The 25177-nt window shown below is 46.9% G+C and carries 36 protein-coding genes; 30 read left to right on the top strand and 6 right to left on the bottom strand.

The window, feature by feature from the left end:
- Nucleotides 1-15: 15 nt before the first annotated feature.
- The 3 genes from Xsto_RS14815 (at nt 16) to Xsto_RS14805 (ending at nt 1585) form a co-directional block, all read left to right on the top strand.
- Nucleotides 16-360 (top strand): hypothetical protein, encoded by a 345-nt coding sequence (locus Xsto_RS14815; protein ID WP_141554519.1) that lies wholly within the window; start codon nt 16-18, stop codon nt 358-360.
- A 69-nt stretch (nt 361-429) separates the two neighbouring features.
- Entirely contained in the window at nt 430-873 is a 444-nt protein-coding gene (locus Xsto_RS14810) for a hypothetical protein (protein ID WP_099125524.1), read from the top strand.
- A 448-nt stretch (nt 874-1321) separates the two neighbouring features.
- Nucleotides 1322-1585 (top strand): helix-turn-helix domain-containing protein, encoded by a 264-nt coding sequence (locus Xsto_RS14805; RefSeq protein ID WP_099125523.1) that lies wholly within the window; start codon nt 1322-1324, stop codon nt 1583-1585.
- A 461-nt stretch (nt 1586-2046) separates the two neighbouring features.
- Here Xsto_RS14805 and Xsto_RS14800 read toward each other — a convergent pair whose 3' ends face one another.
- From Xsto_RS14800 to Xsto_RS14790, 3 genes are read right to left on the bottom strand one after another with little or no spacing between them, the layout of a single operon-like run.
- Complete coding sequence (locus tag Xsto_RS14800; protein WP_099125522.1) at nt 2047-3099, bottom strand: hypothetical protein; 1053 nt, start codon at nt 3097-3099, stop codon at nt 2047-2049.
- Complete coding sequence (locus tag Xsto_RS14795; protein ID WP_099125521.1) at nt 3092-4105, bottom strand: phage integrase; 1014 nt, start codon at nt 4103-4105, stop codon at nt 3092-3094. The genes Xsto_RS14800 and Xsto_RS14795 overlap by 8 nt, the downstream gene beginning before the upstream one ends.
- Entirely contained in the window at nt 4102-4680 is a 579-nt protein-coding gene (locus Xsto_RS14790) for a phage repressor protein CI (protein WP_099125520.1), read from the bottom strand. Before Xsto_RS14790 ends, Xsto_RS14795 begins: the two co-directional genes overlap by 4 nt.
- 133 nt (nt 4681-4813) lie before the next feature.
- Here Xsto_RS14790 and Xsto_RS14785 point away from each other — a divergent pair, with 133 nt between their 5' ends.
- The 9 genes from Xsto_RS14785 to Xsto_RS14745 all read left to right on the top strand — a co-directional run bounded on the left by Xsto_RS14785 (nt 4814) and on the right by Xsto_RS14745 (nt 9959).
- Nucleotides 4814-5077 (top strand): hypothetical protein, encoded by a 264-nt coding sequence (locus tag Xsto_RS14785; protein ID WP_099125519.1) that lies wholly within the window; start codon nt 4814-4816, stop codon nt 5075-5077.
- A 6-nt stretch (nt 5078-5083) separates the two neighbouring features.
- Nucleotides 5084-5236 (top strand): phage regulatory CII family protein, encoded by a 153-nt coding sequence (locus tag Xsto_RS22480; RefSeq protein ID WP_280176248.1) that lies wholly within the window; start codon nt 5084-5086, stop codon nt 5234-5236.
- Nucleotides 5237-5240: 4 nt separating this feature from the next.
- Complete coding sequence (locus Xsto_RS14775) at nt 5241-5807, top strand: hypothetical protein (protein ID WP_099125517.1); 567 nt, start codon at nt 5241-5243, stop codon at nt 5805-5807.
- 411 nt (nt 5808-6218) lie between these two features.
- Nucleotides 6219-6554, top strand: a complete 336-nt coding sequence (locus Xsto_RS14770; RefSeq protein ID WP_244590408.1) for a DUF5347 family protein — start codon at nt 6219-6221, stop codon at nt 6552-6554.
- Between the two features lie 78 nt (nt 6555-6632).
- Nucleotides 6633-6884: a DUF2732 family protein gene (locus tag Xsto_RS14765; protein ID WP_099125515.1), complete on the top strand. Its 252-nt coding sequence runs from the start codon at nt 6633-6635 to the stop codon at nt 6882-6884.
- Nucleotides 6877-7098 (top strand): TraR/DksA C4-type zinc finger protein, encoded by a 222-nt coding sequence (locus tag Xsto_RS14760; RefSeq protein WP_099125514.1) that lies wholly within the window; start codon nt 6877-6879, stop codon nt 7096-7098. The genes Xsto_RS14765 and Xsto_RS14760 overlap by 8 nt, the downstream gene beginning before the upstream one ends.
- A gap of 4 nt (nt 7099-7102) precedes the next feature.
- Nucleotides 7103-7387, top strand: a complete 285-nt coding sequence (locus tag Xsto_RS14755) for a DUF3850 domain-containing protein (protein ID WP_099125513.1) — start codon at nt 7103-7105, stop codon at nt 7385-7387.
- Nucleotides 7384-9636: a replication endonuclease gene (locus tag Xsto_RS14750; protein ID WP_099125512.1), complete on the top strand. Its 2253-nt coding sequence runs from the start codon at nt 7384-7386 to the stop codon at nt 9634-9636. The genes Xsto_RS14755 and Xsto_RS14750 overlap by 4 nt, the downstream gene beginning before the upstream one ends.
- A 104-nt stretch (nt 9637-9740) precedes the next feature.
- A complete protein-coding gene (locus Xsto_RS14745) occupies nt 9741-9959 on the top strand; it encodes a hypothetical protein (RefSeq protein WP_211284326.1) in 219 nt (72 codons plus the stop codon).
- Here the strand turns inward: Xsto_RS14745 and Xsto_RS14740 are convergent.
- From Xsto_RS14740 to Xsto_RS14730, 3 genes are read right to left on the bottom strand one after another with little or no spacing between them, the layout of a single operon-like run.
- Nucleotides 9930-10250, bottom strand: a complete 321-nt coding sequence (locus Xsto_RS14740) for an Ogr/Delta-like zinc finger protein (RefSeq protein ID WP_099125510.1) — start codon at nt 10248-10250, stop codon at nt 9930-9932. The two genes, Xsto_RS14745 and Xsto_RS14740, sit on opposite strands and share 30 nt — an antisense overlap.
- Nucleotides 10247-11278, bottom strand: coding sequence for a phage portal protein (locus Xsto_RS14735; RefSeq protein WP_099125509.1), 1032 nt, complete (start codon nt 11276-11278; stop codon nt 10247-10249). Before Xsto_RS14735 ends, Xsto_RS14740 begins: the two co-directional genes overlap by 4 nt.
- Nucleotides 11275-13062, bottom strand: coding sequence for a terminase large subunit domain-containing protein (locus tag Xsto_RS14730; RefSeq protein WP_099125508.1), 1788 nt, complete (start codon nt 13060-13062; stop codon nt 11275-11277). The genes Xsto_RS14735 and Xsto_RS14730 overlap by 4 nt, the downstream gene beginning before the upstream one ends.
- A gap of 186 nt (nt 13063-13248) precedes the next feature.
- On the opposite strand from Xsto_RS14730, the gene Xsto_RS14725 reads away from it, so the two are divergent.
- From Xsto_RS14725 to Xsto_RS14645, 18 genes are all read left to right on the top strand, one after another.
- Nucleotides 13249-14079, top strand: a complete 831-nt coding sequence (locus tag Xsto_RS14725; protein ID WP_099125507.1) for a GPO family capsid scaffolding protein — start codon at nt 13249-13251, stop codon at nt 14077-14079.
- 17 nt (nt 14080-14096) lie between these two features.
- Nucleotides 14097-15134 carry a phage major capsid protein, P2 family gene (locus Xsto_RS14720; RefSeq protein ID WP_099125506.1) on the top strand — a complete coding sequence of 346 codons (1038 nt, stop codon included), beginning with the start codon at nt 14097-14099 and terminating at the stop codon, nt 15132-15134.
- The gene (gene gpM, locus Xsto_RS14715; protein WP_099125505.1) at nt 15134-15856 is read left to right on the top strand and encodes a phage terminase small subunit; all 723 of its coding nucleotides are present in this window, start codon (nt 15134-15136) and stop codon (nt 15854-15856) included. The genes Xsto_RS14720 and gpM overlap by 1 nt, the downstream gene beginning before the upstream one ends.
- Before the next feature lie 101 nt (nt 15857-15957).
- A complete protein-coding gene (locus tag Xsto_RS14710; protein WP_099125504.1) occupies nt 15958-16410 on the top strand; it encodes a head completion/stabilization protein in 453 nt (150 codons plus the stop codon).
- Nucleotides 16407-16904 (top strand): phage tail protein, encoded by a 498-nt coding sequence (locus Xsto_RS14705; protein WP_099125503.1) that lies wholly within the window; start codon nt 16407-16409, stop codon nt 16902-16904. The genes Xsto_RS14710 and Xsto_RS14705 overlap by 4 nt, the downstream gene beginning before the upstream one ends.
- Nucleotides 16901-17614 carry a phage virion morphogenesis protein gene (locus Xsto_RS14700; protein ID WP_099125502.1) on the top strand — a complete coding sequence of 238 codons (714 nt, stop codon included), beginning with the start codon at nt 16901-16903 and terminating at the stop codon, nt 17612-17614. Before Xsto_RS14705 ends, Xsto_RS14700 begins: the two co-directional genes overlap by 4 nt.
- Before the next feature lie 8 nt (nt 17615-17622).
- Nucleotides 17623-18747, top strand: a complete 1125-nt coding sequence (locus Xsto_RS14695; RefSeq protein ID WP_211284325.1) for a DUF2586 domain-containing protein — start codon at nt 17623-17625, stop codon at nt 18745-18747.
- Nucleotides 18744-19199 (top strand): DUF2597 family protein, encoded by a 456-nt coding sequence (locus Xsto_RS14690; protein ID WP_086110339.1) that lies wholly within the window; start codon nt 18744-18746, stop codon nt 19197-19199. The genes Xsto_RS14695 and Xsto_RS14690 overlap by 4 nt, the downstream gene beginning before the upstream one ends.
- 11 nt (nt 19200-19210) lie before the next feature.
- Nucleotides 19211-19504: a phage holin family protein gene (locus Xsto_RS14685; RefSeq protein WP_086113985.1), complete on the top strand. Its 294-nt coding sequence runs from the start codon at nt 19211-19213 to the stop codon at nt 19502-19504.
- On the top strand, nt 19501-19839 hold the full coding sequence (locus Xsto_RS14680) for a M15 family metallopeptidase (RefSeq protein WP_099125500.1): 339 nt from the start codon (nt 19501-19503) through the stop codon (nt 19837-19839). Before Xsto_RS14685 ends, Xsto_RS14680 begins: the two co-directional genes overlap by 4 nt.
- On the top strand, nt 19839-20228 hold the full coding sequence (locus tag Xsto_RS14675; protein WP_099125499.1) for a hypothetical protein: 390 nt from the start codon (nt 19839-19841) through the stop codon (nt 20226-20228). The genes Xsto_RS14680 and Xsto_RS14675 overlap by 1 nt, the downstream gene beginning before the upstream one ends.
- The gene (locus tag Xsto_RS22220) at nt 20137-20346 is read left to right on the top strand and encodes a hypothetical protein (protein WP_099125536.1); all 210 of its coding nucleotides are present in this window, start codon (nt 20137-20139) and stop codon (nt 20344-20346) included. The genes Xsto_RS14675 and Xsto_RS22220 overlap by 92 nt, the downstream gene beginning before the upstream one ends.
- Nucleotides 20330-20599, top strand: coding sequence for a putative phage tail assembly chaperone (locus Xsto_RS14665; RefSeq protein WP_099125498.1), 270 nt, complete (start codon nt 20330-20332; stop codon nt 20597-20599). Before Xsto_RS22220 ends, Xsto_RS14665 begins: the two co-directional genes overlap by 17 nt.
- Complete coding sequence (locus Xsto_RS22885; RefSeq protein WP_422646202.1) at nt 20563-20790, top strand: DUF6890 family protein; 228 nt, start codon at nt 20563-20565, stop codon at nt 20788-20790. The genes Xsto_RS14665 and Xsto_RS22885 overlap by 37 nt, the downstream gene beginning before the upstream one ends.
- The gene (locus Xsto_RS14660; RefSeq protein ID WP_099125497.1) at nt 20787-23018 is read left to right on the top strand and encodes a phage tail tape measure protein; all 2232 of its coding nucleotides are present in this window, start codon (nt 20787-20789) and stop codon (nt 23016-23018) included. Before Xsto_RS22885 ends, Xsto_RS14660 begins: the two co-directional genes overlap by 4 nt.
- A complete protein-coding gene (locus Xsto_RS14655; RefSeq protein ID WP_099125496.1) occupies nt 23011-23346 on the top strand; it encodes a DUF2590 family protein in 336 nt (111 codons plus the stop codon). Before Xsto_RS14660 ends, Xsto_RS14655 begins: the two co-directional genes overlap by 8 nt.
- The gene (locus tag Xsto_RS14650) at nt 23336-24520 is read left to right on the top strand and encodes a baseplate J/gp47 family protein (RefSeq protein ID WP_099125495.1); all 1185 of its coding nucleotides are present in this window, start codon (nt 23336-23338) and stop codon (nt 24518-24520) included. The genes Xsto_RS14655 and Xsto_RS14650 overlap by 11 nt, the downstream gene beginning before the upstream one ends.
- Entirely contained in the window at nt 24513-25169 is a 657-nt protein-coding gene (locus tag Xsto_RS14645; RefSeq protein ID WP_099125494.1) for a phage tail protein, read from the top strand. The genes Xsto_RS14650 and Xsto_RS14645 overlap by 8 nt, the downstream gene beginning before the upstream one ends.
- The last annotated feature ends 8 nt before the right edge of the window (nt 25170-25177 follow it).

Genomic DNA, 25177 nt, shown 5'->3' with positions numbered 1-25177 from the left:
GTGGGAGAAATGATTGTGAATAATGGAAATAATATCTTATTTAAATGTGCATTATGCTGTAAAGAAGCCAAACTACAAGAAAGTCACTTCATTCCAAAATTTGTCTATAAAAAAATGAATGAGTATAAAGATAAAGATAAAAAAATAATGATTGTTGATAATAAAATGGATAATTATCCAGTAGGGAAACAAATAAAAAAACTTCTATTATGTAGTAATTGTGAAGGAATTCTTTCCAAGAATGGAGAAAGCTACTTTGCTAAGAATGCCTTTGATCAAATGCTAACGTGGGGATTTGTAATTATATCACACCTTAAGTATAAAATAGTATATCAAGAAGATAATTCAAATGCAATTTGAATTCCTCCATATCTAATACATAAAGTAAATTATCAATCGTTAGATAAAAACACTATTTACCGCTCTCATGTGCTAGAGAAAGAGGAAGAAAAGCAACTTTTATATTTCATAATAAGTATTTTTTGGAGAAGTACTTTCACGTGGGATAAAGTAGAGTGTTGTAATTTCAATAATGAAATTATAGAAGAGATGAAATCTTTTTTAAAAGAGGAAATTGTAATATTAAGAACTTTTAAAATATATGTGGAAGTCATGACTGAAGAATTTTGGGGCGTTATTTTTCCTTTTAAAGCCCCTCGTGAAAATAGTATTGAAGAATATACTTTTGTTATTATGGATTATATGTTTACTCTGGTTCCAGAAAAGAGTTTTTTGTTTGAGCAAACACCTAAAGACATACAAGTCATCTATGGAATAGATAAAAAAAGAGAAAGTGCTATCTATAAAGCATTTAAAAGAATTCACGCGGAAAGCACAAAAAAAGGAGGAGAGAACCATGATATCACATGGTAATAAAATACCTAAATAATCTCCAAATGAAATATTCCACTATCATTATTTTTATTGCATTAATCGGTTAATATACTATGTTCTTTATGAATCTCAAAATAATGCAAATAGGACATGATGATTTACCCTTCACCTTAAAGAACAACGATACCGCCTAAAATTCTTTTATAGGATATAACGCAAAAGATAAGCGTTTATACTGACTCGCTTATTGAACCAGATAAACCAATCAGTTAAAGTAGCCCCGCCACTGGCAAAATCCAGAGGTCAGGGCTTCGCATCCCTGAGCTAAGAACACTGGTAGGATGTTTCTACCAGTGGCCTCGTTCACCCTTTCAATGGTGATTCAGGCAGGGGAGGCTTCGGCCTCACCGGAATCTTAGCCCGGTAATGCGGACCTTGCTTGAATCGCCACCATCAATTTTCTCAATTAATGGAAGGGGTAGCAGGAATGTTCAATGTTAAAAAAGACTGGCATCAAGCTGATATCATCGCTGCATTACGTAAACGTGGTACAACCTTAGCCGCTGTTTCTCGTGAATCTGGCCTCAGTTCATCTACACTAGCAAATACTCTCAGTCGTCCGTGGCCGAAGGGCGAATGGATCATTGCTAACTATCTCGAAATACATCCCTCAGAAATCTGGCCGAGTCGCTATTTTGATTCTTATGGTCAGTTAATTGAGCGTCATGCTCGCAGTAAGCCACTGGAATAATTACTTATCAGTTCTTGAGGGTTAAATCTAGCCATTTTTAGAACTCATGGTGTTTTGTATTTCAAGTAGCGATTAGGGAAGAAGACAGGCAAACATCGTATTTTCAAGTGATGTGATAAATGTCACAGAGAGGAATACGACAACGGCTCATTACCGTAGCGGTGTTAATCGGTTATACCTCGCGCTACTGCCAGAAGGTATCCTATGGGTATCCTAGAAAAAACTAAGGGGTCGCACTTTTGATGCAACCCCTTGATAATTCTGGTGGCCCCTGCTGGACTTGAACCAGCGACCAAGCGATTATGAGTACCTACTTTAGCCACGAGAAATCAGTAATTTATATTATTTATCATTGACATACATTGACCCTAACGATCAATTATATGTCAATATCCGCCATCTGTACCGCCACTCTATCGCCACTGATAAATTGGATGACGTCAGCCATTCGAATGGTATCTCTAAAGGTGGCTTCTAGCTAAAGGAATTACTCTTTCTAGCATCAAATGCTCATCTTTGGCGCATTCTTTTGCTTCATCAAATAAAGTATTATAAAAAATATTAAATCCATCACGAATCGTGTATTCAAGAATAATATCAGAATAAAAATTTAAGCATAATCTCCAATTATCTATAATAAACTTAAAATCTTCATTGTTTGGTTTAAAATTATGGGTTATTATATTTCTATATTCAGTGAATTTCTTGATTGTATTAATTTCTTTTTTGTATTTATTGTATATCTCAGGTGATTTCTTTAAAGAAAAGTCAACGTATTCTTTTAAGAATTCAATAAGGCTCCCAAAACCTTGCTTTGATATTTTCTTTACTTCTGAATGGATTTCTTTATCTGTATTTATATTGTGCTTTGATGATATTAACCTAATTAATTTTATATGGCTTAAGTTTACTATTTCCTTTGTTAAATCCTTTTTACATTCCTCTACGTAACTCACCAATGTTCTAACAAAAAAAGAGTAAGTCATATATAACACTTTTTCTTTGTTTTTTGAATTTACTGATTCAATCAACTCAAGGGTTTCAAACATCGTTTCTTGATATTCGTCTAAGAAATCTAGGATGTTACCTAATATATTTGTAATGCCATCATGGATATTACAGCATGTCGTTATTTTGTTTTTGTATTCATCCTTTATGTCAATCTCTAGCGCATTTAGTACATCATTTAAAATGGATTCATCATATTTAAAGTTATCTCCGTCTATTTTTTCAATTAGCTCTGAAATAAAATCAGATTTAAGATCGTTTTTTTCTAACACAGATTTGACATTTTCTTGGTAAAGAACATCAAAGTGTTCATTGTATATTTCGCCCAAAACACTTGGATGTTCTGACAGTGATTTTTTTATAGTGAATTCATTAAGTTTAGGTTTTCTTAATATCTCAATCAAGTAAAGCGACAATAATAGAGACAGAGTTAAATTGGCAGAATTATTAAAGTTATTTAATAGCTCTTCTTGATCTTTATTTGGTTTTTTTTTATTTTTAGACATGATTTTCCTCTAAGGAACGAATAGGATTTAACTTAACTGCATCTTCCAAATGGTCAGGTGCAAAATGAGAGTACCTCATCGTCATTTTTATGTCTGTGTGCCCGAGCACACGTTGTAACACAAGTATGTTTCCACCGTTCATCATAAAGTGGCTGGCAAAAGTATGTCTTAGAACGTGGGTTAATTGGCCTGCGGGCAATTCGATATCTGTTCTTTCTAAGGCTGAACGGAATGCGCCATAACAATCGGTAAAGAGCCTGCCTTTTTTATCGTTTGGAAGAGAATCATAAAGCTCTTTACTGATAGGTATCGTTCGATTCTTTCTACCTTTTGTATTTGTGTAGGTAATTTTGTATTTTGCGAGCTGGCTTTTACGTAGTCCCTCAGCCTCTGACCATCTCGCGCCTGTGGCGAGGCATATCTTAACAACAGCTTCCAAGTCAGTGTGATCATGGCGTTTGCATTCGGCGAGAAGCAACGTAATCTGCTCGTGGGTAAGCCATGCCATTTCCATTTCTTCAGTACGGAAAGGGCGCATATTTTTTAAGGGGTTTTCTCCTTTCCATTCACCCAGGCGATTCAGCTCATTGAATACTGCACGAAAGTAAGCCAGTTCAAGGTTAAGCGTGCGAGGTGAAACTTCTTTAACACGATTTGAACGGGCATATTCCCCTTTGAGTCTTTTTTCTCTATAACGAGAAAACATTTGTGCATCAAAATCTCTGGCTAACGGTTCGCCCATGCAATCGAAAGCATGATGCATTGCCAATTGACGCTTAAGGCCATCTTTAAGCGTGATGCCGTGCGCACTATACCAAGCATCAATCAGCTCTTTTAAAGTGCGTCTGTCTTCTTTTTCTTCCTGCCACGGATTTTGTATCGTGTACTGTTCGAAAGCTAACGCCTCGCCTTTAGTGGCGAATTTTTTTCTAATGCGTTTGCCCTTTGCTCCATTAGGATAAAGTTCGCAAATCCATCCTCCTGCCGGGTTTTTACGAACGGTCATTGATTAACCTCGCTATATATACCCACAACACGACCCAATGTTTTTATATCATCAATACTACATTCGAAAGGTACATTACCACCGGATACATGCAATTTTTTACCCGGTAATATAGTCAATTCTCGAATACTCATTGCGCCTTCTATATCAACTAACCACAATCCATCTGAGAGAGTTGCATCTTGCTCTATAAAATGGGTTTTACCATCGGTCCGAATACAAACCCCCCTTGATAGCTGCTTGTTAAACAAATCCCCTGAAATATTCAAATTGGCATTTTTGGTTAATTTTCCATCAATTAAGGAGAGTAGTTCGAATGGTTTTGTATCTGTAGATGACGATTTGTCTTCATATGCTGAACCTTCCCCTGTCATCAACCAGTTAATGCTGGCTCCAGTTTCTAATGCACAATGTACTGCCAAATCATAAGACATGTTGCCGCGTTTATAGCGATTTTGAATAGAGCTTGCTGCAATATTGAAATGCTTAGCTAATTGAATTTTTTGAGAAAAACCATAAATCTGACAGATGCGATTTAAAAGCTCTTCATTATTAAAATTGGTTTCATCAAACATTTTATCGTTAATCTTGGTTGACCAATGCCAATATTGGCATTATAGTTGGTGGTGTTGGTGTCATATGATGGCAGTTATAGGTAAATGTAATGCTATCAATGGCAATTAATTATCAAATAAGGAATGATGCAATATGGCTTCTGAGATCGCAATCATTAAAATACCTGCTCCTATCGTATCCCTTCAGCAGTTCGCAGAACTTGAGGGGATCTCTTATCGTACTGCCTGTCGCTGGACTACTGGTGATAATCCTCGTGTGCCAATCGAAAAACGTGTTATCCGCAAAGGCAATCAAAGAGCAGGGGGCCCAGTTCGTGTCTATTACGCCCGCTGGAAAGAAGAACAGATGCGCGAAGCGTTCGGACATGCACGTTTTCAAATCGTTATTGGTGATTAGTTCATTTTGTGCATTTTCAATACTCAAAATGGAAGTTTAGTTCAACTTTTGGAAGTTACCGGATTAATTCCGCAAATATTGAAAAATAAATTGAACCCTGAGCAGCCTCACATGCTGACTTATGTTGAGTTAATGAAGTTAACCAAAATCATAAGGTAATAAAATGAAACAATTAACAGCGCTGGAACGTTCAAAACTGCAATTAACGATGATGGCCCGTCTTCATGATGTCTTCGGTGATATCAAAGATGAAGTTGAAGTGACGCCGGAGTTTATCCAGAACACGCTGGCGCAGTTTATACAGGTGGTAACGGATGATAATGAGCATATGACTAAGTTTGATGAAGATAGTCAGTTTAATGAAACTCTGTTGCGGGAAATCTCACTGTGCATGGAAGACGCTCTGCATCGTTATGCCGTATGGGAAAGAGAGTCATCGAAAGACCTTATAGAAAAAATATCCCGTTTGATTCATTACGCGTTTTTAGAATATGGAAAAGATAACGGTTTTGTGATTTATGGATTACCCACACTCAGGGGAATGATTTCATTTGGGATTGATTGGACAAATGATGAAGAGAGTTTGAAGTTATGGATTGAAAAGCACTGTTTGATGATCAAACAAGCCTTCAATCAGTTATTTGAAGGCTTAGCGAAAGGCGGCAATTATTTAACCGTTATGCCTGATTCTAATAATTTTTCATCAAGCAATAATTCAAGTTCTGAATAGTAATCATCGAAATCATGTTGAATGTTACTGAGGGATGTCGCGTTATTCTTACGTTTCATCTCAATGACTTTTATTGTTTGTTCGAATAGGAACAAAACTTTGTCTTCCTTTTTCACTGTAGGCTCCTTACCAGAGGTGGTGTTTTACGCCTGTGTTTCCGCTCAAAGACACAGCAGGCGCAAGGACTATACCACAACACACTGAGTCGGGCAGGGGGAAAAATCCGGCAATCATTTAGTTGTGAGGTCAGTATGAACGCATTAAAGCAACAACAGCACCAATACAAACTAACCAGTGAGTCGTTCTATGCAAAGCAAGGTAACGGATTTATTTTCCCAATCGTCTTATGTTCCGTTGCTTATTTTATTTTGTTTCTAATTAGGTGAGGTTTTTATGAACAAGGAATACCAAATGGAATCAACAGAACAGCGCGCTTTTCCAATGGATTTTGAAACGCGTGTTAATGGATTAAATCAACTGGCTCAAATTAGGGCGAAACTTTTTAAATCTGCCAATGAACAGTTGGCTGCCTTTATTGATGAAATGCGTGATAAACGCAATGAGCACTATGCTGATAATATCCGCTTGTTAGGCGCTATGTTCTATCTTGCTAATATTCCTAAAGAGCGGCATAAACTGGAATTAGATCAATTTACCCGTGAAGAAAAAATTAGTATTACAAAGGCAGCGAATTTAATTAAGGCAGCGGGGGCATTATTACCAAATAACTTATCACTACCTAATTAAATAATAATAAATACCGATTTAATTTTAATGACGTTAACACGTCAGGGAATCCCTTTATCTAAAGATAGGAAATAAAAAATGAATATACCCGACCCTATATTTACCCCTGTCGAAATAAACACCGATGATCATGCTGTCATTATCGAACGTTGCATCAAACAAAATCGTGAAGATGAAAGACGTGTCAGAGCAGATGGTCACGCTTCGCGTCTGCGTCACTTCGCCATGATTGCGAAACGCGATCGCTTAGATTGCGATGCCATTGTCAGCCTGCTGGAAAGCGAGGCCAGTGAAATAGAGCGTCAGGCGCAAGAGTGGAACTATGTTTGATGTCGATATTGATTACGCCTGCCAACAGGCTGAAGAAATACTGGTACGCAGAATTGCACAGCATGTCAATCGTCCTATAGGTATTTCTGCATTTAAATGCAAAGACTGCGGCGAACCCATTATTGAAATACGCCGAATTCAGGTTCTTGGTTGTTCCCGTTGTGTAGATTGTCAGGTTGATTTTGAATTAATTAATAAACATTATCGGAGTTAATAAAATGAATATGAAAACAATACGTAATTTAGGAATAGTAAGTGTTGATTTTAACGTTATAAGTAGTGGTGATAAAAAAGCTGTATTTAGAATTAATGACCATGAATATAAAAAAGGCGATTTTCTTGGGTTGTATGAAGTTGATGATAACGACAATTTAACTGATGATTTTATTATCGTAAAAGTTAGTAACGTCGAAGTCATTGATAGCGATTTGTATCCACATATCGGCGGAGAATTTGTTTTGCTTTCGTTTGAGTTATCTTCTCTGAATTGTGTGCTTGCATGAGTCTTGTAGAAAAAGCAAAACAAAACAGCGGCGCACAATCCAAACCGCGCCGCCAATACAGTAAATTTCAGCCAGAGATGCCACAGATAGCAACTCTGGCTGAACGCATTATGTGGGAAGTGAACCCCGACGATTACACATGGTGTCACCAGTACTTTGGACATCTGCCGGATTCGTTGGCAATTTACTTCGTCAATCGTTATGCCAATATATTCAAGTCAGGCCGCTACGGTCGTCGCCGGGCTAATGCGTTTTTGCGCCAGTTCAGCAAGAGTGTATTACCACGGTTCAATCTGGTCAGTGAGCAATATCAGTTTCAATGTGAAGTCGTGGGCGCTACGCCTTTCCCGTTCCTTGAGCAACTTGACCGTCTTGCCACATTAGGACGCAAAGAGATCCGGTCACTGGCGCATGGCGTTTCGCGCTATCTGTCCGACAGCTACGAACATTATGTCAGTGAATTACCTACACCCGCCGATGAAAAGGAAGGCCGCCACCAGTTAACACAGGTTTATACCTTACTGGCAAAGCTGACCCAGCAAATTGGCACATCAGCCCCTTATTCACAGCAAATAACTAAAAGCCGCACTGAGCTAACCGTTGATCAACTGGCGGCGAGTGTGGCGCGCATGATATCCGATGAATGGTGGTATGCCCGGCTAAAACGGATGCGTGACATTCGTGCGGAGCATATGGCCATTGCGGTGGGGCAGGTGCAAAAAGCCGCTTCGTCTTATGTTTCACGTAAAACCTTAGAGGAATGGAAGGAGCAAAAGCGCCGTAACTGGGAGTTTCTGCAAGAGTTCGAACTGGAAAATGAAGATGGTGAACGGGTTTCACTCGTCGATAAGGTGTTGGGCAGTATTGCTAACCCAGCCGTTCGTCGCTGTGAACTGATGGTGCGTCAGCGTGGTTTTGAAGATTTAGCCAATGAAATGGGCTGTGTTGGTGATTTTTATACGATCACTGCGCCATCCAAATATCACTCAGCCCACAGCGGCGGCGGTTTTGTGAAGAACTGGAATGGTGCAAACCCACGGGATACACAAAAATATCTGTGTGGTGTCTGGGCAAAAATCCGTGCCGCCTATTCCCGTGCAGGTATCAGCGTGTTCGGTTTCCGCGTAGTTGAGCCGCATCATGATGGCACCCCACATTGGCATTTGTTGTTATTTATGCTGCCTGAGCACGTTGAACAGATGCGCAACATTGTGCGGGAATATGCCATGCAGGAAGATGCCCACGAATTAAACAGTGAGGCCGCTCGCAATGCCCGTTTTCTGGTGAAACCAATTGATCCAAAACTCGGTAGCGCAACAGGCTACATTGCTAAATACATTTCAAAGAACATTGACGGTTACGCGCTGGATGGCGAAATAGATAACGAGACAGGCGGAAACCTCAAGGATATGGCACGTTCAGTTTCTGCATGGGCGAGCCGCTGGCGCATTCGCCAGTTCCAGCAAATTGGCGGTGCTCCGGTGTCTGTCTGGCGTGAACTGCGCCGTTTGCGAGGTGATGAGCAGATTTTACCTGATGAGGACATGGATAACGTCCGCTTTGCGGCGGATGTTGGCAACTGGTCAGCTTATACCGAATTTCAGGGCGGGCCATTGGTTGCTCGTAAAAATCTTACCGTGCGTCTGGCTTATGAAGTCACCGAACAAGGCAACGCATACGGTGAAGATGTTCAGCGCATTTCCGGTGTTTACTCGCCCAGTCTGGGTGAGTCCTCTTCTTTTGTGACTCGTACTGTGAAGTGGAAGATTGTGCCAAAGTCCAGCCCACTGGCTGCGGACAAGGGTTTTGACCTTCCCGTTTTTTCTTCCTCTTGGAGTTCTGTCAATAACTGTACGGAGGCACGAAGTACGATTAATACTGCAACCTCAAACAGTGATCTGTGTTTAGAGGAATTTGAGCGAAGCTGGTATCAGATGAATGAGCGCGAAAAGCTAGAACGTGTCTATGAATCAGCCAAATTGCACGGTTTAGAAGTCAGTGAGCCGATGGCGAAGGGATTATTACGGGGTAATCGCATGACGGTTGAAGGTCAATGTTATCGATTATCCATGTTTGGCCATCTACTCAAGGATAAACCGCCGCATGTTGAAAGAACAAAAAACATCCTGAATAGATTAAGCAAAAATTTGGGTTTAAATATTGATGTTAAAGACATTTTGCGTAACCCAAAAGGGCATTATAAGGGGTTATTAGCAGAAATATCTGGAAGTATTGAGGAAGTCACATAATTAACTATTTCTTAATGAAATTAATACAAATAATAATTATATTAGTTTTCGTCTGTTCATATATACAGTATGGCAAATGTAATATAACGAATGGTAGGGAAATGATGTCTGACGATTTGGAACGATTGGTTTTTTTAGAACGTGTTGAGTTACTTTCTCGGATGGGTGGTTTGGATAATTTGAATGATAAAGACAGGCAAGTGGCGCTGAACTGGATATGGGAACTGGTCGAACAGGCCAAAAGTGAAATGATAATAATAGAAAAGCCACTAAATAGTGGCTCAAAACTGAACTTATGCGGCACTGGTTTGCAGCAAATCTAACGCCATTTGGCGCTGTTGCGGATTGAGGTTATTAATCACAGTCTGCAACAGGATATCGCCTGTTTTAGCACTGGGGCTGATAGTGTGTGAAAACGTCAAATTCATAACAAAAGTGTGCCCACATTCCACATCTGAACACGAACAATAAATATCAGCGATCTGGTGGTGCATCCGGTTGGTTTTACGGATAACCGACTTAGCGCCGCACTCAGGGCAGATTATTTTTAATACACGCATGTTTCTTTTCCCTAATGTGTCGATTTTCCTCGATTTTACCATTTTCTTGCTCATTTTGCACCCGAACTGTCGTTATCTTTCTTGAAATGAACGAATAATGTTTCGGGAATATTACTGCTATTGATGGCGTTCATAAACATATTCTGCACGGGGATCACTTCATCCTTGCGATAAGCATCACGGGCTTTTTCCGGGTCGCCCAGTCCGCCGACATTGGTCGGGATAATGCCTGCCAGTCCCGCTGGGAATCGGTGGGCGGTCAGCACATCCTGTGAACTGATGCTTTTCACATTGGCAAACTCATCATTGGCGGAAATATCCCCGACCGGAATAAATTTAATGCCGTCCGGGTCGCCGTTGGGAATGCTCACAAACATGGTTTCAAAGTTACCGATGCCCTTGCTTTGGGCCAGCTTGTTCTCAATTTCTTTTTCGGCTTCATCGGAGATATTCGGGTCATTGATGTAAATCATGCCGCCTGTATGCCCGCCGTTGTGGTAGTAGCGGCGGCGGAAAATGGTCGCTTCGGAGTTGAGCAGGGCCGCATGAATGCCGCCGATATAATCGGGCAGGCCGTAAACCTGTTGCTGGGGATCATACTGCTTGATAAAAATCACTTCTTCCGGGGTGTAAACCAAAGGCTCACCCTCCTGCAATATCACAAAATCCCCGTCTTTACGGCGGCGCAGATACAGGGACGGCAAGACTTCCAGTCTGACAATATCGCCCCAGAAGTTACGCACTTTCAGCAGGGCCACATCGCCGAAAATCAGGAAATTCATCATGGCCGACCGGAATTGTTCATGGGTCAGACCGCCCCCGAGATAATCCGAGGCAATCATATTGTGCCGGGCATAGAGAACGCCGCCATGCTGCCCGTTCATGTTGGTCAGCTGCGCCAGCGCCAGACGGTCAATCGGCAACGTGTAGTGATCATAATCATTGTCATACCAGATTTTCTGGTAATCGGTCATGGAAGTGAGTATCGGTTCGGGTTTACCCAGTGTGATAATGCTCATTTTCCGCTGCGAATGCGGGACGTGTGACGCTTTAGCGTTCTTCCTGAACTTTCTTCTGCTCATTGTGTGGCCTTTGAAAATGAATATTTAGAGGTGCGTTTCTTCTCGTGGTTAAGCGGTTCATTCATCAGGGCATGGGCAATAGCCCAGAACACGTCAGCGTGTCCGGTTTCCTGCGAACGGTCAGCCACAAAGGTCATTGCCCCCCCTTTGGCGGTGGTGGTATGCCGGATAGCTAAGAATGAAGCCAGGATTTCTTTTTGTTCTCCGTCCCACTCAAGGCGTTCTTCGCTGACCACATCGATCATCTTCATCACCAGTTGGTTTTTGCTCTGCTGGCTGTAGTGGATGGCCTGCGTTTGCCGTGGGGCGAAGTCCTGCACCATTTCATAAACCCCGTGCCCAATGCCCGTGGTATCAATGCCAATATGGGTAAAACGGTAACGTTTGAACAGCACTTCAATCAGTTTGGCCTGATGTTTCCAGTTCATGCCCTGCCAGTAGAACGTGGCTAATACCCGAAAGCGTTCACCCGCCATCAGCGGTGGGGCGACAATGACAAAGGTGGAGGTATCGCCGGAGCGGGCCGGGTCAAAACCGCCCCAGACTTCACGCTCACCAAACGGGCGCGAGGCATCCGGGTCGTGATCTTCCCAGAGATTGATATCAACGCCGCATTTTTCCAGTTGGTGATATTTGAAGACAGATGCACCGCTGTCCACAAACTGGCACATATAGAGCATGTTAAAGGTGTCTGCATTGTACTTGTTGCGCAGGCGGTCGATATTGGCAAGGTTATACCCACCTTTGATGGCATCCTCCATGGTGATGACATAACGCCACTGGCTATCCGGGCAATCACGTCCCCCATTGCGGTATTCATTAAAAGTAGGAAAATCCACATTCTTACGTTTAGCATCATTGCCACGCCATGTATCACCTGTCCAGAAGGGGTATGCGGAATGCGTTTTTGCACTGGGGGTTGAAAAATAAGTGGTACGCCATTTATCAATAGTCGCCATTGCGGAAGCGACTTCATTCAGGTGCTTAAAATCAGGTATCCAGAAGTATTCATCGCAATAGAGATGGCCGTTATAAGATTGGGCGGTGTTCTTATTGGTGGATAAGAAACGCAGCTCAGCCCCATTACTTAAGCGTATTGGGTTACCCGTCAGTGTCACCCCGAAAAATTGTTCGGCAAAATTGACAATATAAGAGCGGAAGACTTCGGCCTGTGGTTTGGAGGCGGACATAAATATTTGCGGGTTACCCGTTAGTACCGCATCTTCCAAAGCCTCGAACGCAAAATACCATGTCGCACCAATCTGGCGCGATTTGAGGATATTCCGCACCTGCTTATGCTTATTGGCACGTAGGTGTTTCTGATAGCCAAACAGATTGCCATCAACAAAGGTCTGAAAATCTTCTTCTGTCAGCGCTGAAATATCATTTTTACGGTAGCGCTTCTTTTTCTTCGGCTCGCCGTCACCATATTGGCCTTCATCACTCTGGCTGCCTGACTGTGCCCGTGCTTTAATGTCAGCCAGTTTTTCTTTGTGCTTATTCTCCTGCGCTATCAGTTTCACATGATGGGCAACAAGACGATCATATTCGTCCAATTCCAGCGTGGTTTTATTATTACGCTCACTGAGCAGCACAAGACGGCGGTCAATTGCCTCAATCACACTTTCATGGCTGAGCATATCCGCCCAGTGCCATTTTTCCGCCCAGTAATACACAATCCGTCGATTGGGCAGATTCAGTTCACCGGCAATTTCAGCCGGGGTATAGCGGCGCAGGTACAGCGACTTCGCCACTTTAATTAATTCATCTGAATATTTGGCCATTCTTCCTTTTCCTGACTATCCTTTATTTCTCAGTCCTCATTATGCAGGGCTAATTTTCCCCTTACGCCCAATCAACTTCGGTTCAATTCGGTTATGCGCCATATCCGAATTCAATCGCATTGCGCCTGTCGCAGCATTTTTTTGAATCCGCAATACTGTGAGGGAAGCAAACGACAAGGAAGCAATATGTCTCAGTTAATGACGAACTGGATATGCATTGCCATGGAGGGCGACACGGTTGATGGTCGGGTGATGGAACCGCAGTGGATTCTGGATGCCGCCGAACTCTACGACCCTCAACTGTATACCGCCCGAATCTGGCCGGAACACGACCGTTGGTTCGGGGCGATGGGGGAAGTGCTCGCGGTTAAAGCTGAACGTGGGGAAGACGGAGCTTTACGTCTTTATGCACAACTGCGGCCTAATCACCGCTTGTTGGATGCCAACCGGGACGGCCAACTGTTATTTACCTCCGTGGAGTTTACGGCGAACGGTAATTTTCGCGGCACAGGCAAAACCTATCTGGAAGGACTGGCAGTCACGGACTCGCCAGCGAGTGTAGGTACAACTCGCCTACAGTTTAGTAAAAACAAAAATCCTCATCGGTCAGGCGCGTATAAGCCGCTGGTGATTGACGAAGTTAAAGATATTAAGGAAAGCAAGATGGCAAAGGCCAAAAAAGGATGGAGAAGCTTTTTTAACATGGAAGAGCCGGAGGGAACCCCAGCCGAAACCACGGGTAACGAGGCGTTGCAGGCAATTGCTGAGGCGTTGGCCGAGATGGATAAGCGAATGACCGCCGTCGAAAGCAAGCTGGAATCCACCGAGCAGACCGTGGAAGAAGTCCAGGAAGATGTCGAAACCGTTAAAGAAGTGGTGGATACCGAAGAATTCGCCCGCTTAAAGTCAAGTTTGCCTGCGATTTTGAAAAACTTCGGCAAGCTGGACACGCTGGCAACCCGTGTGCCGTCACGCAACCCGAAAGGCAATAAAAACGCCCGTTTTAATTTCCTATAACTGCGAAGGGAAGCGCTATGCAACTAAATCAACGGGCACGAGCATTTTTGCAAAAATACACGGCGGGATTAGCCGAATCCTATGGGGTTGAAATTGAAGATACCTCACGTTACTTCTCACTGACTGACCCAAAAGAAACCGCTTTGCGCACCGCGCTGCTGGAGTCGGTCGATTTCCTTAACATGATCACCTGTGCGGATGTGGATCAGCTTTCTGGTCAGGTGGTGTCGGTTGGTAATCCGGGACTGTTTACCGGACGTAAGAAATCTGGCCGCTTTATACGTGACACAGGCGTCGATGGTAATGAATACAAACTGAGAGAAACCGATTCCGGTGCGGCGTTGAGATGGGACTTGTTATCCGTTTGGGCGAACTCCGGCAATGAAAACGAATTTTTCCAGCGTATGCAGGCTTTTATCAATGAATCCTTTGCGCTGGATATGCTGCGTATCGGCTTTAACGGTCAAAGTGCGGCGGACACAACCGACCCTGAGGCGAACCCGAACGGCGAGGATGTCAACATAGGTTGGCATCAAATTGCCAAAAAGTGGAATGGAGGCTCACAGGTTGTTACTACGCCGGTGACACTGGATGAACACGGTGACCATAAATCACTGGATTCGATGGCCTCCGACCTGATTAATACCTGTATTCCACAACAATTTATCCATGATCCACGTTTGGTCGTGCTGGTTGGTGCGGATTTGGTCGCCGCCGAACAGTACCGACTTTATCAGGCTGCCGACAGGCCAACGGAAAAAATTGCCGCGCAGATGTTAGGTAGTTCGATTGCAGGCCGTCCGGCGATGGTGCCGCCCTTTATGCCGGGCAAACGGATGGTGGTGACGATGTTGCCGAACCTGCAAATTCTGACCCAGCGCAATACCCGTCAGCGTAAGGCGGAATTTGCGGACGACCGTAAGCAGTTCGAAAACAAATACCTGCGTAACGAAGGTTATGCACTGGAAACGCCAGAGTTGTACGCGGCTTATGATGAAGCGGCGGTGACAATTGGCAAGGTGGCGGAACCGACTGAAAAACTGGGTACAGACTGATGTTGTCACCTGCTCAACGCCACCGGGCTGAAGTGGCACTTCGCCAGAAGCTGGCACGGCAACAAGCGGTTGCCATTGCCGATGGCGCCAGTATGCACCTGCAAGCCCGTGCCATTGAGCAGGATGTGAAGCGGTTACGCCAGCTCACGCTGACAGCAGAAAAGGTCGAAATGAAGCGGCGGGAACTGCTGCCCAATTATCTGCCGACAGCACAGCGCTATCTGGATGAGGGTGAAGTGTACCGCAATCCGATTTTCGCCTACTGCGTGATCTGGTTATTTGATATCGGGGAATTCAGTCAGGGACTGGACTGGGCGGATATCGCCATTGAGCAGGGACAGCTCACCCCCGATAATTTTCGCAGCGGTTTTCCGGCGTTCGTGGCCGATACCGTGTTGCTCTGGGCACAACGGGAAGCGGAAGCCGGGAATTCCGTCGAACCCTATTTTTCACGGACATTTCACAATGTCACGGAGAAATGGAAAGTTCACGAGAAAATCAAGGCGAAGTACTACAAATTCGCGGCGTTAAGCCTGTTAAAAGGGGATAACGCCGACATTAAGGCAAGTAGCGTGGACAGTCCGGAGGTGCTGGCGCAGGCCGATAGCTGGCTGGCAAAAGCCCATCAATGCAATCCGGCATCGGGGGTGAAAACCTATCGACAACGCATTGCTGCCCGCTTGCGGGCACTGACAAACGAAACGCTTAACCTTAATCAATAACGACTACCGCAAGCCGGAGCGGGCGCGGTGGAGGCAAGGCACTGTGTGCTGATGGCCGTGGAAACCGGACTGCCCGCTTTTTCTTCAGGGAGGAACGCCAAATGTTTAATGGCAATACCGTGGATTACCGGGACGCGCCACTGATCAATGACGGCTTTTGGCCGGATTTGAACCTGCGGGAATTTCAGGTTAATCGCAAGCTGCCTGCGGATTTGGATAACGATATGCTCGCTAATGCGCTGCTGGCGACCGTGGCCGAGATTAATCTTGATTTACAGCACCTGAAATCCCGTTTGCAGGCCAAAGGTTATCAGTCTGCTGCGGTTGTACCGGGGATCTCGATTAACGGCAATAACGCGCTGGTCAGTCAGTATAAAAAGGCGGTTTATGCCCGGGCAAAGGCCGATTTACTGGGGGAATACACCTCATTAGTCAGCCGCGCCCCCAATCCGGGGCAGGAAAGCCCCGAAGTGCAAAAACGCCTGCTGGCTGAGGCCGCTGTGGTACTGCGCAACATGAAAGGAAAGAGCCGCGCAACGGTACGTTTGATATGAGCAAATTACAGCAATTAACCGCATTCTTGCGGGAAAACCTGCCCAAACGGATTTGTGAAACCGAATTTACCAGTGAAATGGACGAAATCCGCTTTATTCCGGCACAACGGGATTTAGGGCTGGGGCAATACCAGTTTTTCATTCAGCAGTATGAGGCGGTGATTGCATGGGGGCGCTTTCCCTATCGGGAATGTGATCCACGCAATATCCCGTTGCTGATTGATATCTGGCTGACCGAACAGGGCGACAGTGTGAATGAGGCCAATGTTGAGCAAGAACGGCCCAGCTTAACAGTGGAATTAGACGGTGATACTGCGGTTGTCGTGGTGTCACTGTCACTGGCTGAACCCGTGTCGATACGCGAAGACCCCAAGGGTATTATTCCGTTCGATAACAAACGTTGGTCGCTGGCCGAGCCGGAAATCTGGTTTGCTGAACAAGGTGCAGTACACAGTGTTGATGAAACCGGGGCGCGGATTGGGAAAACATCATGATTGTGAATGGCCAGTTGAATCAATCTCAGCTAAAAGAGCTGAAAAAAGCCGTTAACAGCCTTGAACTGCCACCCAAAAAGCGACAACGCCTACTATGGCGCATCGCCAAGTACGGGGTGATTCAGGCCGCAAAACGCAATGTGCGTAACCAGCAATCACCAGACGGGGAAAGCTGGCCAGCCAGAAAAGGCCCGTGGCGCAAAAAGATGTTGCGTAATTTACCGAAATTACTGCATATCCGGGAAATGCCCGAAATAGGGGCTGTGCGTCTTTACCTGCAAGGCGGACGTTACCGGAATGGCAATAATCCCGTATCAGCCGGATTGGTCGGCGGTGTACAGCAACATGGGATGCGGGCGCGAGTGAGCCGAAAATCGGCATCAGACGGGAATAAGACAAAAACCGTTGATTTAACGCGGAAAGCCACCATTAAGCAGGCCAAAAAATTACGGGATTTGGGCTATCAGGTTAAGAAAGGGAAAAGGTTGCGTAAACCCACCATTAAAGAAATCACTGAAAAGATGCTCTTTATCAAGGCCGGGGAAAAAATCCGCAAACTAAGCGGTAAAGCAGCCAAAAGCGCATGGACGATTGATGTGCCTGCGCGTGAATTCTTAGGACTGAACGATGAAGAATTTATGAAGGTGTTGGCGCGACAACTCCAAGCCATCAATTATGGCTGGGATGTTAACGCACAAAACAGAAGATAAGGGACTAGATTATGTGGCCACATGTTCAGGTTAATCAGGTTAACCAACTGCAGGGCGAAACCAAGGAGATTGAACGGGTATTGCTGTTCGTGGGAACAGGCAAAACCAACGTGGGCAAAACGATTGCCGTCAATACCCAGACCGATTTTGATGCGGTATTGGGAACGACTGATACCGCCCTCAAACGTCAGGTACGGGCAGCAATGGCCAACGCCGGGCAGAACTGGGCAGGGTACGTGCATATTCTGCCGGAACTGGCCGACGAACGGGCGTTTGTGGACGCGATTATTGCGGCGCAGACCATCGCCAGTGTTGAAGGCTATGTGTTGACCAATGGGGCGACCAAAGACGTGATTAAGGCCGCACAAACCCTGCGTGCCACTACCATTGCTAAATTTGGTCGCTGGCAGTGGGCAATACTGGCGGTGGATGGCCCCCAGTCTAAAGAGCCGTGGGCGGATTACGTCACCCGTCTGGCGGAACTGCAAAAGGGTGAGGCCGTGTCCTCCGTGCAGTTGGTACCGTGTCTGTGGGGCAATGAGGCAGGCGTACTGGCCGGGCGTTTATGCAATCGCGCTGTCACGGTGGCCGACAGCCCGGCACGGGTGCAGACCGGGCCATTGCTGGATTTGGGCGCGTCTGATTTTCCGAAAGATGGTACCGGTAAATCCATTGATTTAGCCACCTTGCAGGCACTGGAAAAACTGCGTTTCAGCGTGCCGATGTGGTATCCCGACTATGACGGCCTGTATTGGTCTGATGGCCGGACACTGGATGTGGAAGGCGGCGACTACCAGAGCATCGAAAATCTGCGCGTCGTCGATAAAGTGGCCCGCCGTGTGCGTTTGCAGGCGATTGCCAAAATTGCCGACCGCAGTCTGAACAGTACGCCGGGCAGCACCGCCACGCATCAGGCTTATTTCGCCCGTACATTACGTGAAATGTCGCGCAGTACCGAAATTAACGGCGTGACGTTCCCCGGTGAGGTGAAGTCCCCGAAAGACGGTGATGTCGTGATCACATGGCGCAATAAAAACACCGTGGAAATTTATATCACTATCCGCACTTACGAATGTCCGAAAGGCATTTCTGTGAGCCTGTTGCTGGATAGCAGTCTGGAGAAAAGCGCATGAGCCAACGTATTTCAGGCCAGTCGGTTGATTTTAATATGGACGGGGATCTGGTGCATGCCGAAAAGGTCAATCTGTCCATTACCGATAACACCGCCGCCGCCCAGACTCAGGGCGTACCGGATGGCTATATCGCCGGGGATGTCGCCGCTGAGGGAGAGATTGAACTCAGTACCAAATATCTGGAAATCGTCACCGCGAAAGCGCGCAGCGCTGGCTCATGGCGGGGTATTCAACCCGTTGACCTGATGTGGTACGCCAAAGCCGGCAACGAAGAAATCAAGGTGGAGGCGTACGGCTGCAAGCTGATTGTCAGCGACATTCTGGACGTTGACCCGAAAGGCGGCAGCGTTATGACCCACAAAGTGAAGTTTGTGGTGACCAGCCCGGATTTTGTGCGCATCAATGGTATTCCCTATCTGGAAGCGGAACTGACGCAAAGCCTGATAGGGTAAGGACAGAACTCATGGAAGAGCATGAAAAAACGTTTGTGACGCTCGTGCTATTGGGGGCACTGATTGCGTTAGGCAAGATGCTGACCGGCAATGAACCGATCACCTTACGGCTGTTTATTGGCCGGATTATTCTTGGTTCGGCGGTGTCAGTGATGGCAGGCGCGCTGCTGATTTGGTGGCCGGGTATCAGTCCGATCGCGGTCACGGGGATTGGCAGCGCATTAGGGATTGCCGGATATCAGTTAATTGAAGTCTGGCTACGTAAGCGCGGGAGCGCATTGCTGACAGGGAAGCTAAAGAAATGACACTCAGTGAAAAGCAGCAGCTATTTGCGGTCAAGGTAGCCCAATTGATTTTATGGGCCGATGAGCACGGTTATCGCGTCACGTTCGGGGAAGCCTACCGCACCCCGGAGCAGGCAAAACGCAATGCACAGCAAGGGACAGGCATTGCCAACAGTCTGCATACCCAGCGTCTGGCAGTGGATCTCAATCTGTTTATCCGGGGGGAATACCAGACCCGCAGTGAGGTGTATTTACCTCTGGGGGAATATTGGGAATCCCTCGGCGGCACATGGGGCGGGCGTTTTTCCCGTCCCGATGGTAATCATTTTTCGCTCGAACATAACGGAGTGAAATGATGCTTAACGCCCGGATGATTTATGTTGTTGTCGTGGCGTTAGCGTTCGGTGCGGGCTGGCGTGTCAATCACTATTACCGTGACAGCCTCGAGCTGAATATCACACGGGCAGCAGCCAGCGCAAAAGAGGCCATGCGACAGGAGTTGCAAGCCATTTCCCGCGCCTCCGCTCGGCAACTGGAAGATAAACTGGAGGGGATCGCCAATGCCGCCCCACGAGAAATCCGTACTGAAGTGGTCAAGCCTGTTTTTACTGCTGTGTGCGTTAGCCCTGAGTTTGTCCGGCTGTACAACGACACTGCCGACAGCATCGGGCGAACCTTATCAGGAAAACCTGCTGAAAAAATGTCAGACACGATTACCGACATTAACCGGCACGACCGGCAATAATATTGCCAATATTTTAATGGATTATCCGGCGTTATATGGCAATTGCGCTGCCCGGCATAATCAGTTAGTGGACGAAATTAATAAGAGAAAGGAATTCACTCATGAGTCAAGAAAATAAAGTTATTACGTTAGTTATCGCGGAAAAAGAAATTCATTTTGAACCGAATATTATTGCTTATAACAGCATGATTAATGACATGACGCTGGATAATAAAATTGTCCCGATTGTCACTTACCTGCGCCGCATTGTGTGGCCAGCCTCAAAAGCCGCACTGGATGAACTCCTGCAAATCCCCGGCGCGGCGATGCAGATTGTAGAAAGAGTCAATGCAGAATATGCACCGAAACTGGATATCGAAATAAAAAACTAAATGCACGGGTTAAGGCAATTGACAATAGTTTATTTGAACAGGCCTTAATATTACGCCGTCATTATTTACCGCATGAAAAAGATAATACGGAAAATTTAGCCCGTGCCATCTGGTTAGATAATCGTTATTGGGAAAATACGCGCATTGCCACCGCGAATGGTATTGCGCTGGCGTTCAGGGGTGAACCATGAGTCAGGAATTAAATTTTACCTTAAGCCTGATTGATAAAATCACACAACCGCTGGCGAGTGCGAAAGCGGCGGTGTCCGGGTTTGCCCAGTCTTCACAGGACGCCTTCGGCAAACTGGCGATTGGCGGTGCAGGGTTGGCCGCTTCGTTCTGGTCAATCAAGAGCTTTCTGGATCCGGCCATTGAAATGGATGAAGCGCTGAAATCGGCCTCCTTGCAGGGCATTGACAGCAGCGTCATGAATAAAGTGGCCAAAGATGCCATGACGTTCAGTTCCCAGTATGGCAAGTCGTCCATTGAGTTTGTGCAGTCCGCTTCGGAAATCAGCAAGGCGGTCAACGGGCTGTCACACAGTGATTTGCCTCAAATGACCACCATTGCCAACACCACGGCGGCGGCCCTGAAAAGCAGTGCCAGCGATACCGCCGGTTACATGGGGAAAATGTTTACCCAGTTTGCCAGCCACGCTAACGCCGTCGGTCATCTCCAGTTTGCCGAAGAACTGGCAGGCAAGGCGGTGATAATGTCGAAAACGTTCGGCACGTCGATGTCAGAAATCACTGACCTGATGGAAGGGGCACGGGCGGCCGGCACTCAGTTTGGTGTGGGCATGGATGAACAATTAGCGGTCTTGGGAGAACTTAACCGTTCGCTGGGCGGCGAAGCCAGCGGCGCGTATGAGTCATTTATTACCAATGCCGAAGCCAGCGGCAGAAAACTGGGCCTAAGTTTTACCAATGCCTCCGGCAAGTTGTTATCCATGCCGGAAATGCTGGAGAAATTGCAGGCCAAATACGGCAAAAGCATTGAAGGCAACCTGAAAGCGCAGGCCGAAATTGAAGCCGCGTTCGGGGATTCTGCCGTAGTCGTTAAACAGCTTTACGGCAATATCGATGTACTGCGCAAGAACATGACGGCACTGGGCGCAAATGATGGCATGAAGCGTACCCGTGAAATGGCCGAACTGATGGCGAACCCGTGGGAACGGCTGCAAGCCATCTGGCAAAATATCCGTATTGCGGTGGGGTCAACCCTGCTGCCTGCGGTGTCTTCGCTGGTCAACCGGATGGCGAACATCAGCCAGTTAGTGGTGCGCTGGCTGAAACTGTTTCCCAATATCGCACGCTGGATTGGCTATATCTCGGCGGGCATTATCGGATTCGCGGCAGCGGGTGCTGTGGCCAATATCGTGATGGGCGTATCCCGTTTTATCTGGTTGGGTTTGATCCCGTTATGGAATACCGGGGCATTTATGTTTTCCCTGCTCACGGGAAGAATGAATGTGATGTCGAAAGCCAGTGCCGGGTTAACCAGTATGCTGGCACGGATGCGTACCTGCCTGATTGTCACCAAGATAGCCTCTTGGGCTGCTGCTGCCGGGATTACCGCCATGACATGGCCTGTACTGGCCATTATCGCCGTGGTGGCGGCTTTAGTGATTGCGGTGATTAAATTCTGGCAGCCGATTAAAGCGTTTATTAAAGGCTTTATTCAGGGATTCGGTGATGCCAGTGATTCACTGGCACCTTTGTCACCCCTGTTCGATGTGTTGGGGAGCGCCATTAGCTGGGTCTGGAAAGCAGTTAAAACCCTGTTTGGCTGGTTTGCCGATCTCTTGTCTCCTATCCAGTATACGGATGAAGAATTACAGGGCGTGACGGAATCTGGCCGCGCTTTCGGTCGTCTGGTGTCGGGGGCCATTGGCTTGCTGATGCTGCCGCTGAATCTGGTGATAAAAACCGTGAGTACGCTGGCGCAGATATTTGGCGCGGCATGGCAGGCGATTGGGCAAGGCTGGAACAATTTATGTGACTGGTTCGGCAATTTTTCACTGGCTGAGACGTTTTCCGGTATGGCAGACAGTGTTGTCAACCTGTTTAGCGGATTATGGGACAGCATAAAAGCGTCATTTGGTGAAGCGTATAACTGGATTGTTGAGAAGCTGAACTACATTCCGGGCATTAACATTGAAACCAAAACCCTTGAAGGTGGCGCTTCAACCCCGAAGCCATTCGTACAGCAGCCGATTGATAACCCGCAGGTCGCGTCAACCGTTATCACAGGCGGGCAAATGAAGGGGATTGGTAAAGGCGGCTTAAACCAGAATCTTAGCCGCAATAGCCAGACATCCATTGATAACAGTCGCCGGATTGAAAACGTGACGCTGAATGTGACAGGCAACGTCACTCCGGGACAACTCACAGAATGGGAGCAGGTGGCTTATGGATGAGCCAAAATACATTGATTTATGGATTACGGGCGGGGATTTTACGCTGAACTCCGGGAATGAACCGCGTTTTTGCGATAACCGCTATTCGGTCGGTCAGGACTGTGTTCACGCCATTATGGAAAGTGGCCTTGCCACCGAGCTGGTCGCCGAACGCAGCCCGACCTTACGGGCGGATATCCGTACCCAGATTGAAATTCTGGTTGAGGACGATGAGCGGATTATTCCGGGCACCGTCAGCATTCATGAAGAGTCACCCACCAAATTATGGATAACAGCGGAAACCTACGATTTTGGCCGCCTGAGTGTGAGCGTGGGACATGGACACTAAACCTACCATTGATTATGAAAAGGTACTGCGTGACAGCGGGATGCCGACCACGGAAGCCGACATCAGCAAAGCCTTTGCCAGTGTGGTGGACGAAGCCGGGCTGGTCACTAACACCTCGCGCATGTCCCCGTTCTGGCGGCTGATTAACACGATTGTCACGCGCCCGGTGCTGTGGCTGAAAGAGGCATTAATCAATGTCACGCTGAAAAATATGTATCTGGCGAGCGCATCCGGTTCATGGCTGGATATGTTCGCGTGGGGCGTGAACCTGAAACGCAAGCCTGCTTCGGCGGCACAGGGTGTGATCCGTTTTTATAAGGCGGCCGGAGCCTCCGCCGTGACCGTGCCCGCCGGAACGGTGATCCAGACCGAACGCCTTAACGGGGAAATTTACCGGGTCAGCACCACGGAAAGCGTGGCCATTGCCGAGGGGGTCAGCAGTGCTTTACTGCCTGTCACAGCCGAAGTAGCAGGCGGGGCATTCAATCTGGCCCCCGGTTATTTTCGCATTCTGCCTGTGGCGGTGTCCGGTATTGCGCGGGTACAAAATGAAGAAGGCTGGCTGTTAACCCCTGGCGCGGATGCCGAATCCGATGATGATTTGCGTGACCGTTGCCGCAACCAATATAACCTCGTGGGTAACTATCATACCGATGCGGTGTACCGGGGCATGATTGCAGCCGTGGCGGGGTTAAGCATTGATCGCATCTTCTTTCTGCATGATGCGCCCCGTGGGGCAGGCACCGCCAATGCATATCTGTTGCTGGATTCAGGCGTCACCAGTCAGCCGTTTATTGAGGCGGTCAACGATTACATCACCAATCAGGGCCACCACGGGCATGGCGATGATATGCAGTGCCTGCCGATGCCGGAAACCCAGCATGATTTAGCGGTCACGCTGTTTGTGGTCAGTCTGGCGAATTACAGCAACGAGCAGATAGCCACCCTGAAACGGGATATCGAGAACCTGATCCGCTGTGCCTTTCGGGAAAATAGTCAGTATCCGGTGAAAAAAACGTGGCCCTACTCGCGTTTTTCCTTTTCCAACTTAGGGCGGGAAATCCACCGTGAATTCAGCGAGATTGAATCCCTGACCTTTTCTCTGGGGGATATTCTCAGTGACTTAAGTGTACCACGGCTGAAAAAGCTGTCGGTGGAGGTGAAAAATGTCTGAGTTCAGGCAACGTCTTCAGCGATTGGCCCTGCCCTCATGGATGGATAAGGGTGAACCTGCCAAATTACTGGGGGCGGCGCGGGCATTCTGGACACAGGTTCACGGCTGGCTGACATGGCCGCTGGCGCAACTGGATGCCGAAACCTGCACCGAAGCGTTGTTATCGGTGCTGGCCTATCAGCGGGATATCCAGCGTTTTAATGGCGAACCGTTGCCGCTGTTTCGCAAGCGCGTGAAGTACGCCTTTATCAACGCCAAAGATGCGGGCAGCATCGCCGGGTTTATTGCCATCTTTGAACGCCTCGGTGTGGGCTATGTGGAGCTACTGGAACGCCAGCCGGAGATTGACTGGGATGTGATTATCCTGCGCCTCAGTGACAGCCAGATAGCGGCTAACCCTGATTTGCTGATGAATATCATCCGTCAGTACGGGCGCACCTGCCGTCGTTATCGCTTTGAAGTGATCGCGAAAAATCAGTTGCTGATGCGGGTGGGCAGTATCGGTGCAGACTATTGTACGTATGCTGCGGCTATTCCGACTCAGCCATTATTAATAAAAGTAGGGCATATTGCAGGCGTTGCCGTCTGTGACAGTGCCCGCCTCAAGGAAAGCAGTGCGCCGAACGTCACCTACGGTGCATCATTATAAGGAAATTG

The organism is Xenorhabdus stockiae, from assembly GCF_002632825.1.
GTDB lineage: Bacteria > Pseudomonadota > Gammaproteobacteria > Enterobacterales > Enterobacteriaceae > Xenorhabdus > Xenorhabdus stockiae.
Note: the sequence above shows the minus strand (reverse complement) of the source record. Positions and strands in the feature narration are given on the sequence as shown.

Excerpts from the sequence above, each read along its gene's own strand:
- Xsto_RS14650 (WP_099125495.1), top strand. The coding sequence starts at position 23,336 with ATGGACACTAAACCTACCATTGATTATGAAAAGGTACTGCGTGACAGC.
- Xsto_RS14735 (WP_099125509.1), bottom strand. The coding sequence starts at position 11,278 with ATGAGCAGAAGAAAGTTCAGGAAGAACGCTAAAGCGTCACACGTCCCG.
- Xsto_RS14705 (WP_099125503.1), top strand. The coding sequence starts at position 16,407 with ATGAGCAAATTACAGCAATTAACCGCATTCTTGCGGGAAAACCTGCCC.
- Xsto_RS14685 (WP_086113985.1), top strand. The coding sequence starts at position 19,211 with ATGGAAGAGCATGAAAAAACGTTTGTGACGCTCGTGCTATTGGGGGCA.
- Xsto_RS14690 (WP_086110339.1), top strand. The coding sequence starts at position 18,744 with ATGAGCCAACGTATTTCAGGCCAGTCGGTTGATTTTAATATGGACGGG.
- Xsto_RS14795 (WP_099125521.1), bottom strand. The coding sequence starts at position 4,105 with ATGACCGTTCGTAAAAACCCGGCAGGAGGATGGATTTGCGAACTTTAT.
- Xsto_RS14675 (WP_099125499.1), top strand. The coding sequence starts at position 19,839 with ATGCTTAACGCCCGGATGATTTATGTTGTTGTCGTGGCGTTAGCGTTC.
- Xsto_RS14730 (WP_099125508.1), bottom strand. The coding sequence starts at position 13,062 with ATGGCCAAATATTCAGATGAATTAATTAAAGTGGCGAAGTCGCTGTAC.
- Xsto_RS14645 (WP_099125494.1), top strand. The coding sequence starts at position 24,513 with ATGTCTGAGTTCAGGCAACGTCTTCAGCGATTGGCCCTGCCCTCATGG.
- Xsto_RS14765 (WP_099125515.1), top strand. The coding sequence starts at position 6,633 with ATGAATATACCCGACCCTATATTTACCCCTGTCGAAATAAACACCGAT.
- Xsto_RS14745 (WP_211284326.1), top strand. The coding sequence starts at position 9,741 with ATGTCTGACGATTTGGAACGATTGGTTTTTTTAGAACGTGTTGAGTTA.
- Xsto_RS14790 (WP_099125520.1), bottom strand. The coding sequence starts at position 4,680 with ATGTTTGATGAAACCAATTTTAATAATGAAGAGCTTTTAAATCGCATC.
- Xsto_RS14700 (WP_099125502.1), top strand. The coding sequence starts at position 16,901 with ATGATTGTGAATGGCCAGTTGAATCAATCTCAGCTAAAAGAGCTGAAA.
- gpM (WP_099125505.1), top strand. The coding sequence starts at position 15,134 with ATGTTGTCACCTGCTCAACGCCACCGGGCTGAAGTGGCACTTCGCCAG.
- Xsto_RS14785 (WP_099125519.1), top strand. The coding sequence starts at position 4,814 with ATGGCTTCTGAGATCGCAATCATTAAAATACCTGCTCCTATCGTATCC.
- Xsto_RS14665 (WP_099125498.1), top strand. The coding sequence starts at position 20,330 with ATGAGTCAAGAAAATAAAGTTATTACGTTAGTTATCGCGGAAAAAGAA.
- Xsto_RS14755 (WP_099125513.1), top strand. The coding sequence starts at position 7,103 with ATGAATATGAAAACAATACGTAATTTAGGAATAGTAAGTGTTGATTTT.
- Xsto_RS14740 (WP_099125510.1), bottom strand. The coding sequence starts at position 10,250 with ATGAGCAAGAAAATGGTAAAATCGAGGAAAATCGACACATTAGGGAAA.
- Xsto_RS14710 (WP_099125504.1), top strand. The coding sequence starts at position 15,958 with ATGTTTAATGGCAATACCGTGGATTACCGGGACGCGCCACTGATCAAT.
- Xsto_RS14775 (WP_099125517.1), top strand. The coding sequence starts at position 5,241 with ATGAAACAATTAACAGCGCTGGAACGTTCAAAACTGCAATTAACGATG.
- Xsto_RS14660 (WP_099125497.1), top strand. The coding sequence starts at position 20,787 with ATGAGTCAGGAATTAAATTTTACCTTAAGCCTGATTGATAAAATCACA.
- Xsto_RS14760 (WP_099125514.1), top strand. The coding sequence starts at position 6,877 with ATGTTTGATGTCGATATTGATTACGCCTGCCAACAGGCTGAAGAAATA.
- Xsto_RS14720 (WP_099125506.1), top strand. The coding sequence starts at position 14,097 with ATGCAACTAAATCAACGGGCACGAGCATTTTTGCAAAAATACACGGCG.
- Xsto_RS14655 (WP_099125496.1), top strand. The coding sequence starts at position 23,011 with ATGGATGAGCCAAAATACATTGATTTATGGATTACGGGCGGGGATTTT.
- Xsto_RS14800 (WP_099125522.1), bottom strand. The coding sequence starts at position 3,099 with ATGTCTAAAAATAAAAAAAAACCAAATAAAGATCAAGAAGAGCTATTA.
- Xsto_RS14805 (WP_099125523.1), top strand. The coding sequence starts at position 1,322 with ATGTTCAATGTTAAAAAAGACTGGCATCAAGCTGATATCATCGCTGCA.
- Xsto_RS14725 (WP_099125507.1), top strand. The coding sequence starts at position 13,249 with ATGTCTCAGTTAATGACGAACTGGATATGCATTGCCATGGAGGGCGAC.
- Xsto_RS14680 (WP_099125500.1), top strand. The coding sequence starts at position 19,501 with ATGACACTCAGTGAAAAGCAGCAGCTATTTGCGGTCAAGGTAGCCCAA.
- Xsto_RS14750 (WP_099125512.1), top strand. The coding sequence starts at position 7,384 with ATGAGTCTTGTAGAAAAAGCAAAACAAAACAGCGGCGCACAATCCAAA.
- Xsto_RS14770 (WP_244590408.1), top strand. The coding sequence starts at position 6,219 with ATGGAATCAACAGAACAGCGCGCTTTTCCAATGGATTTTGAAACGCGT.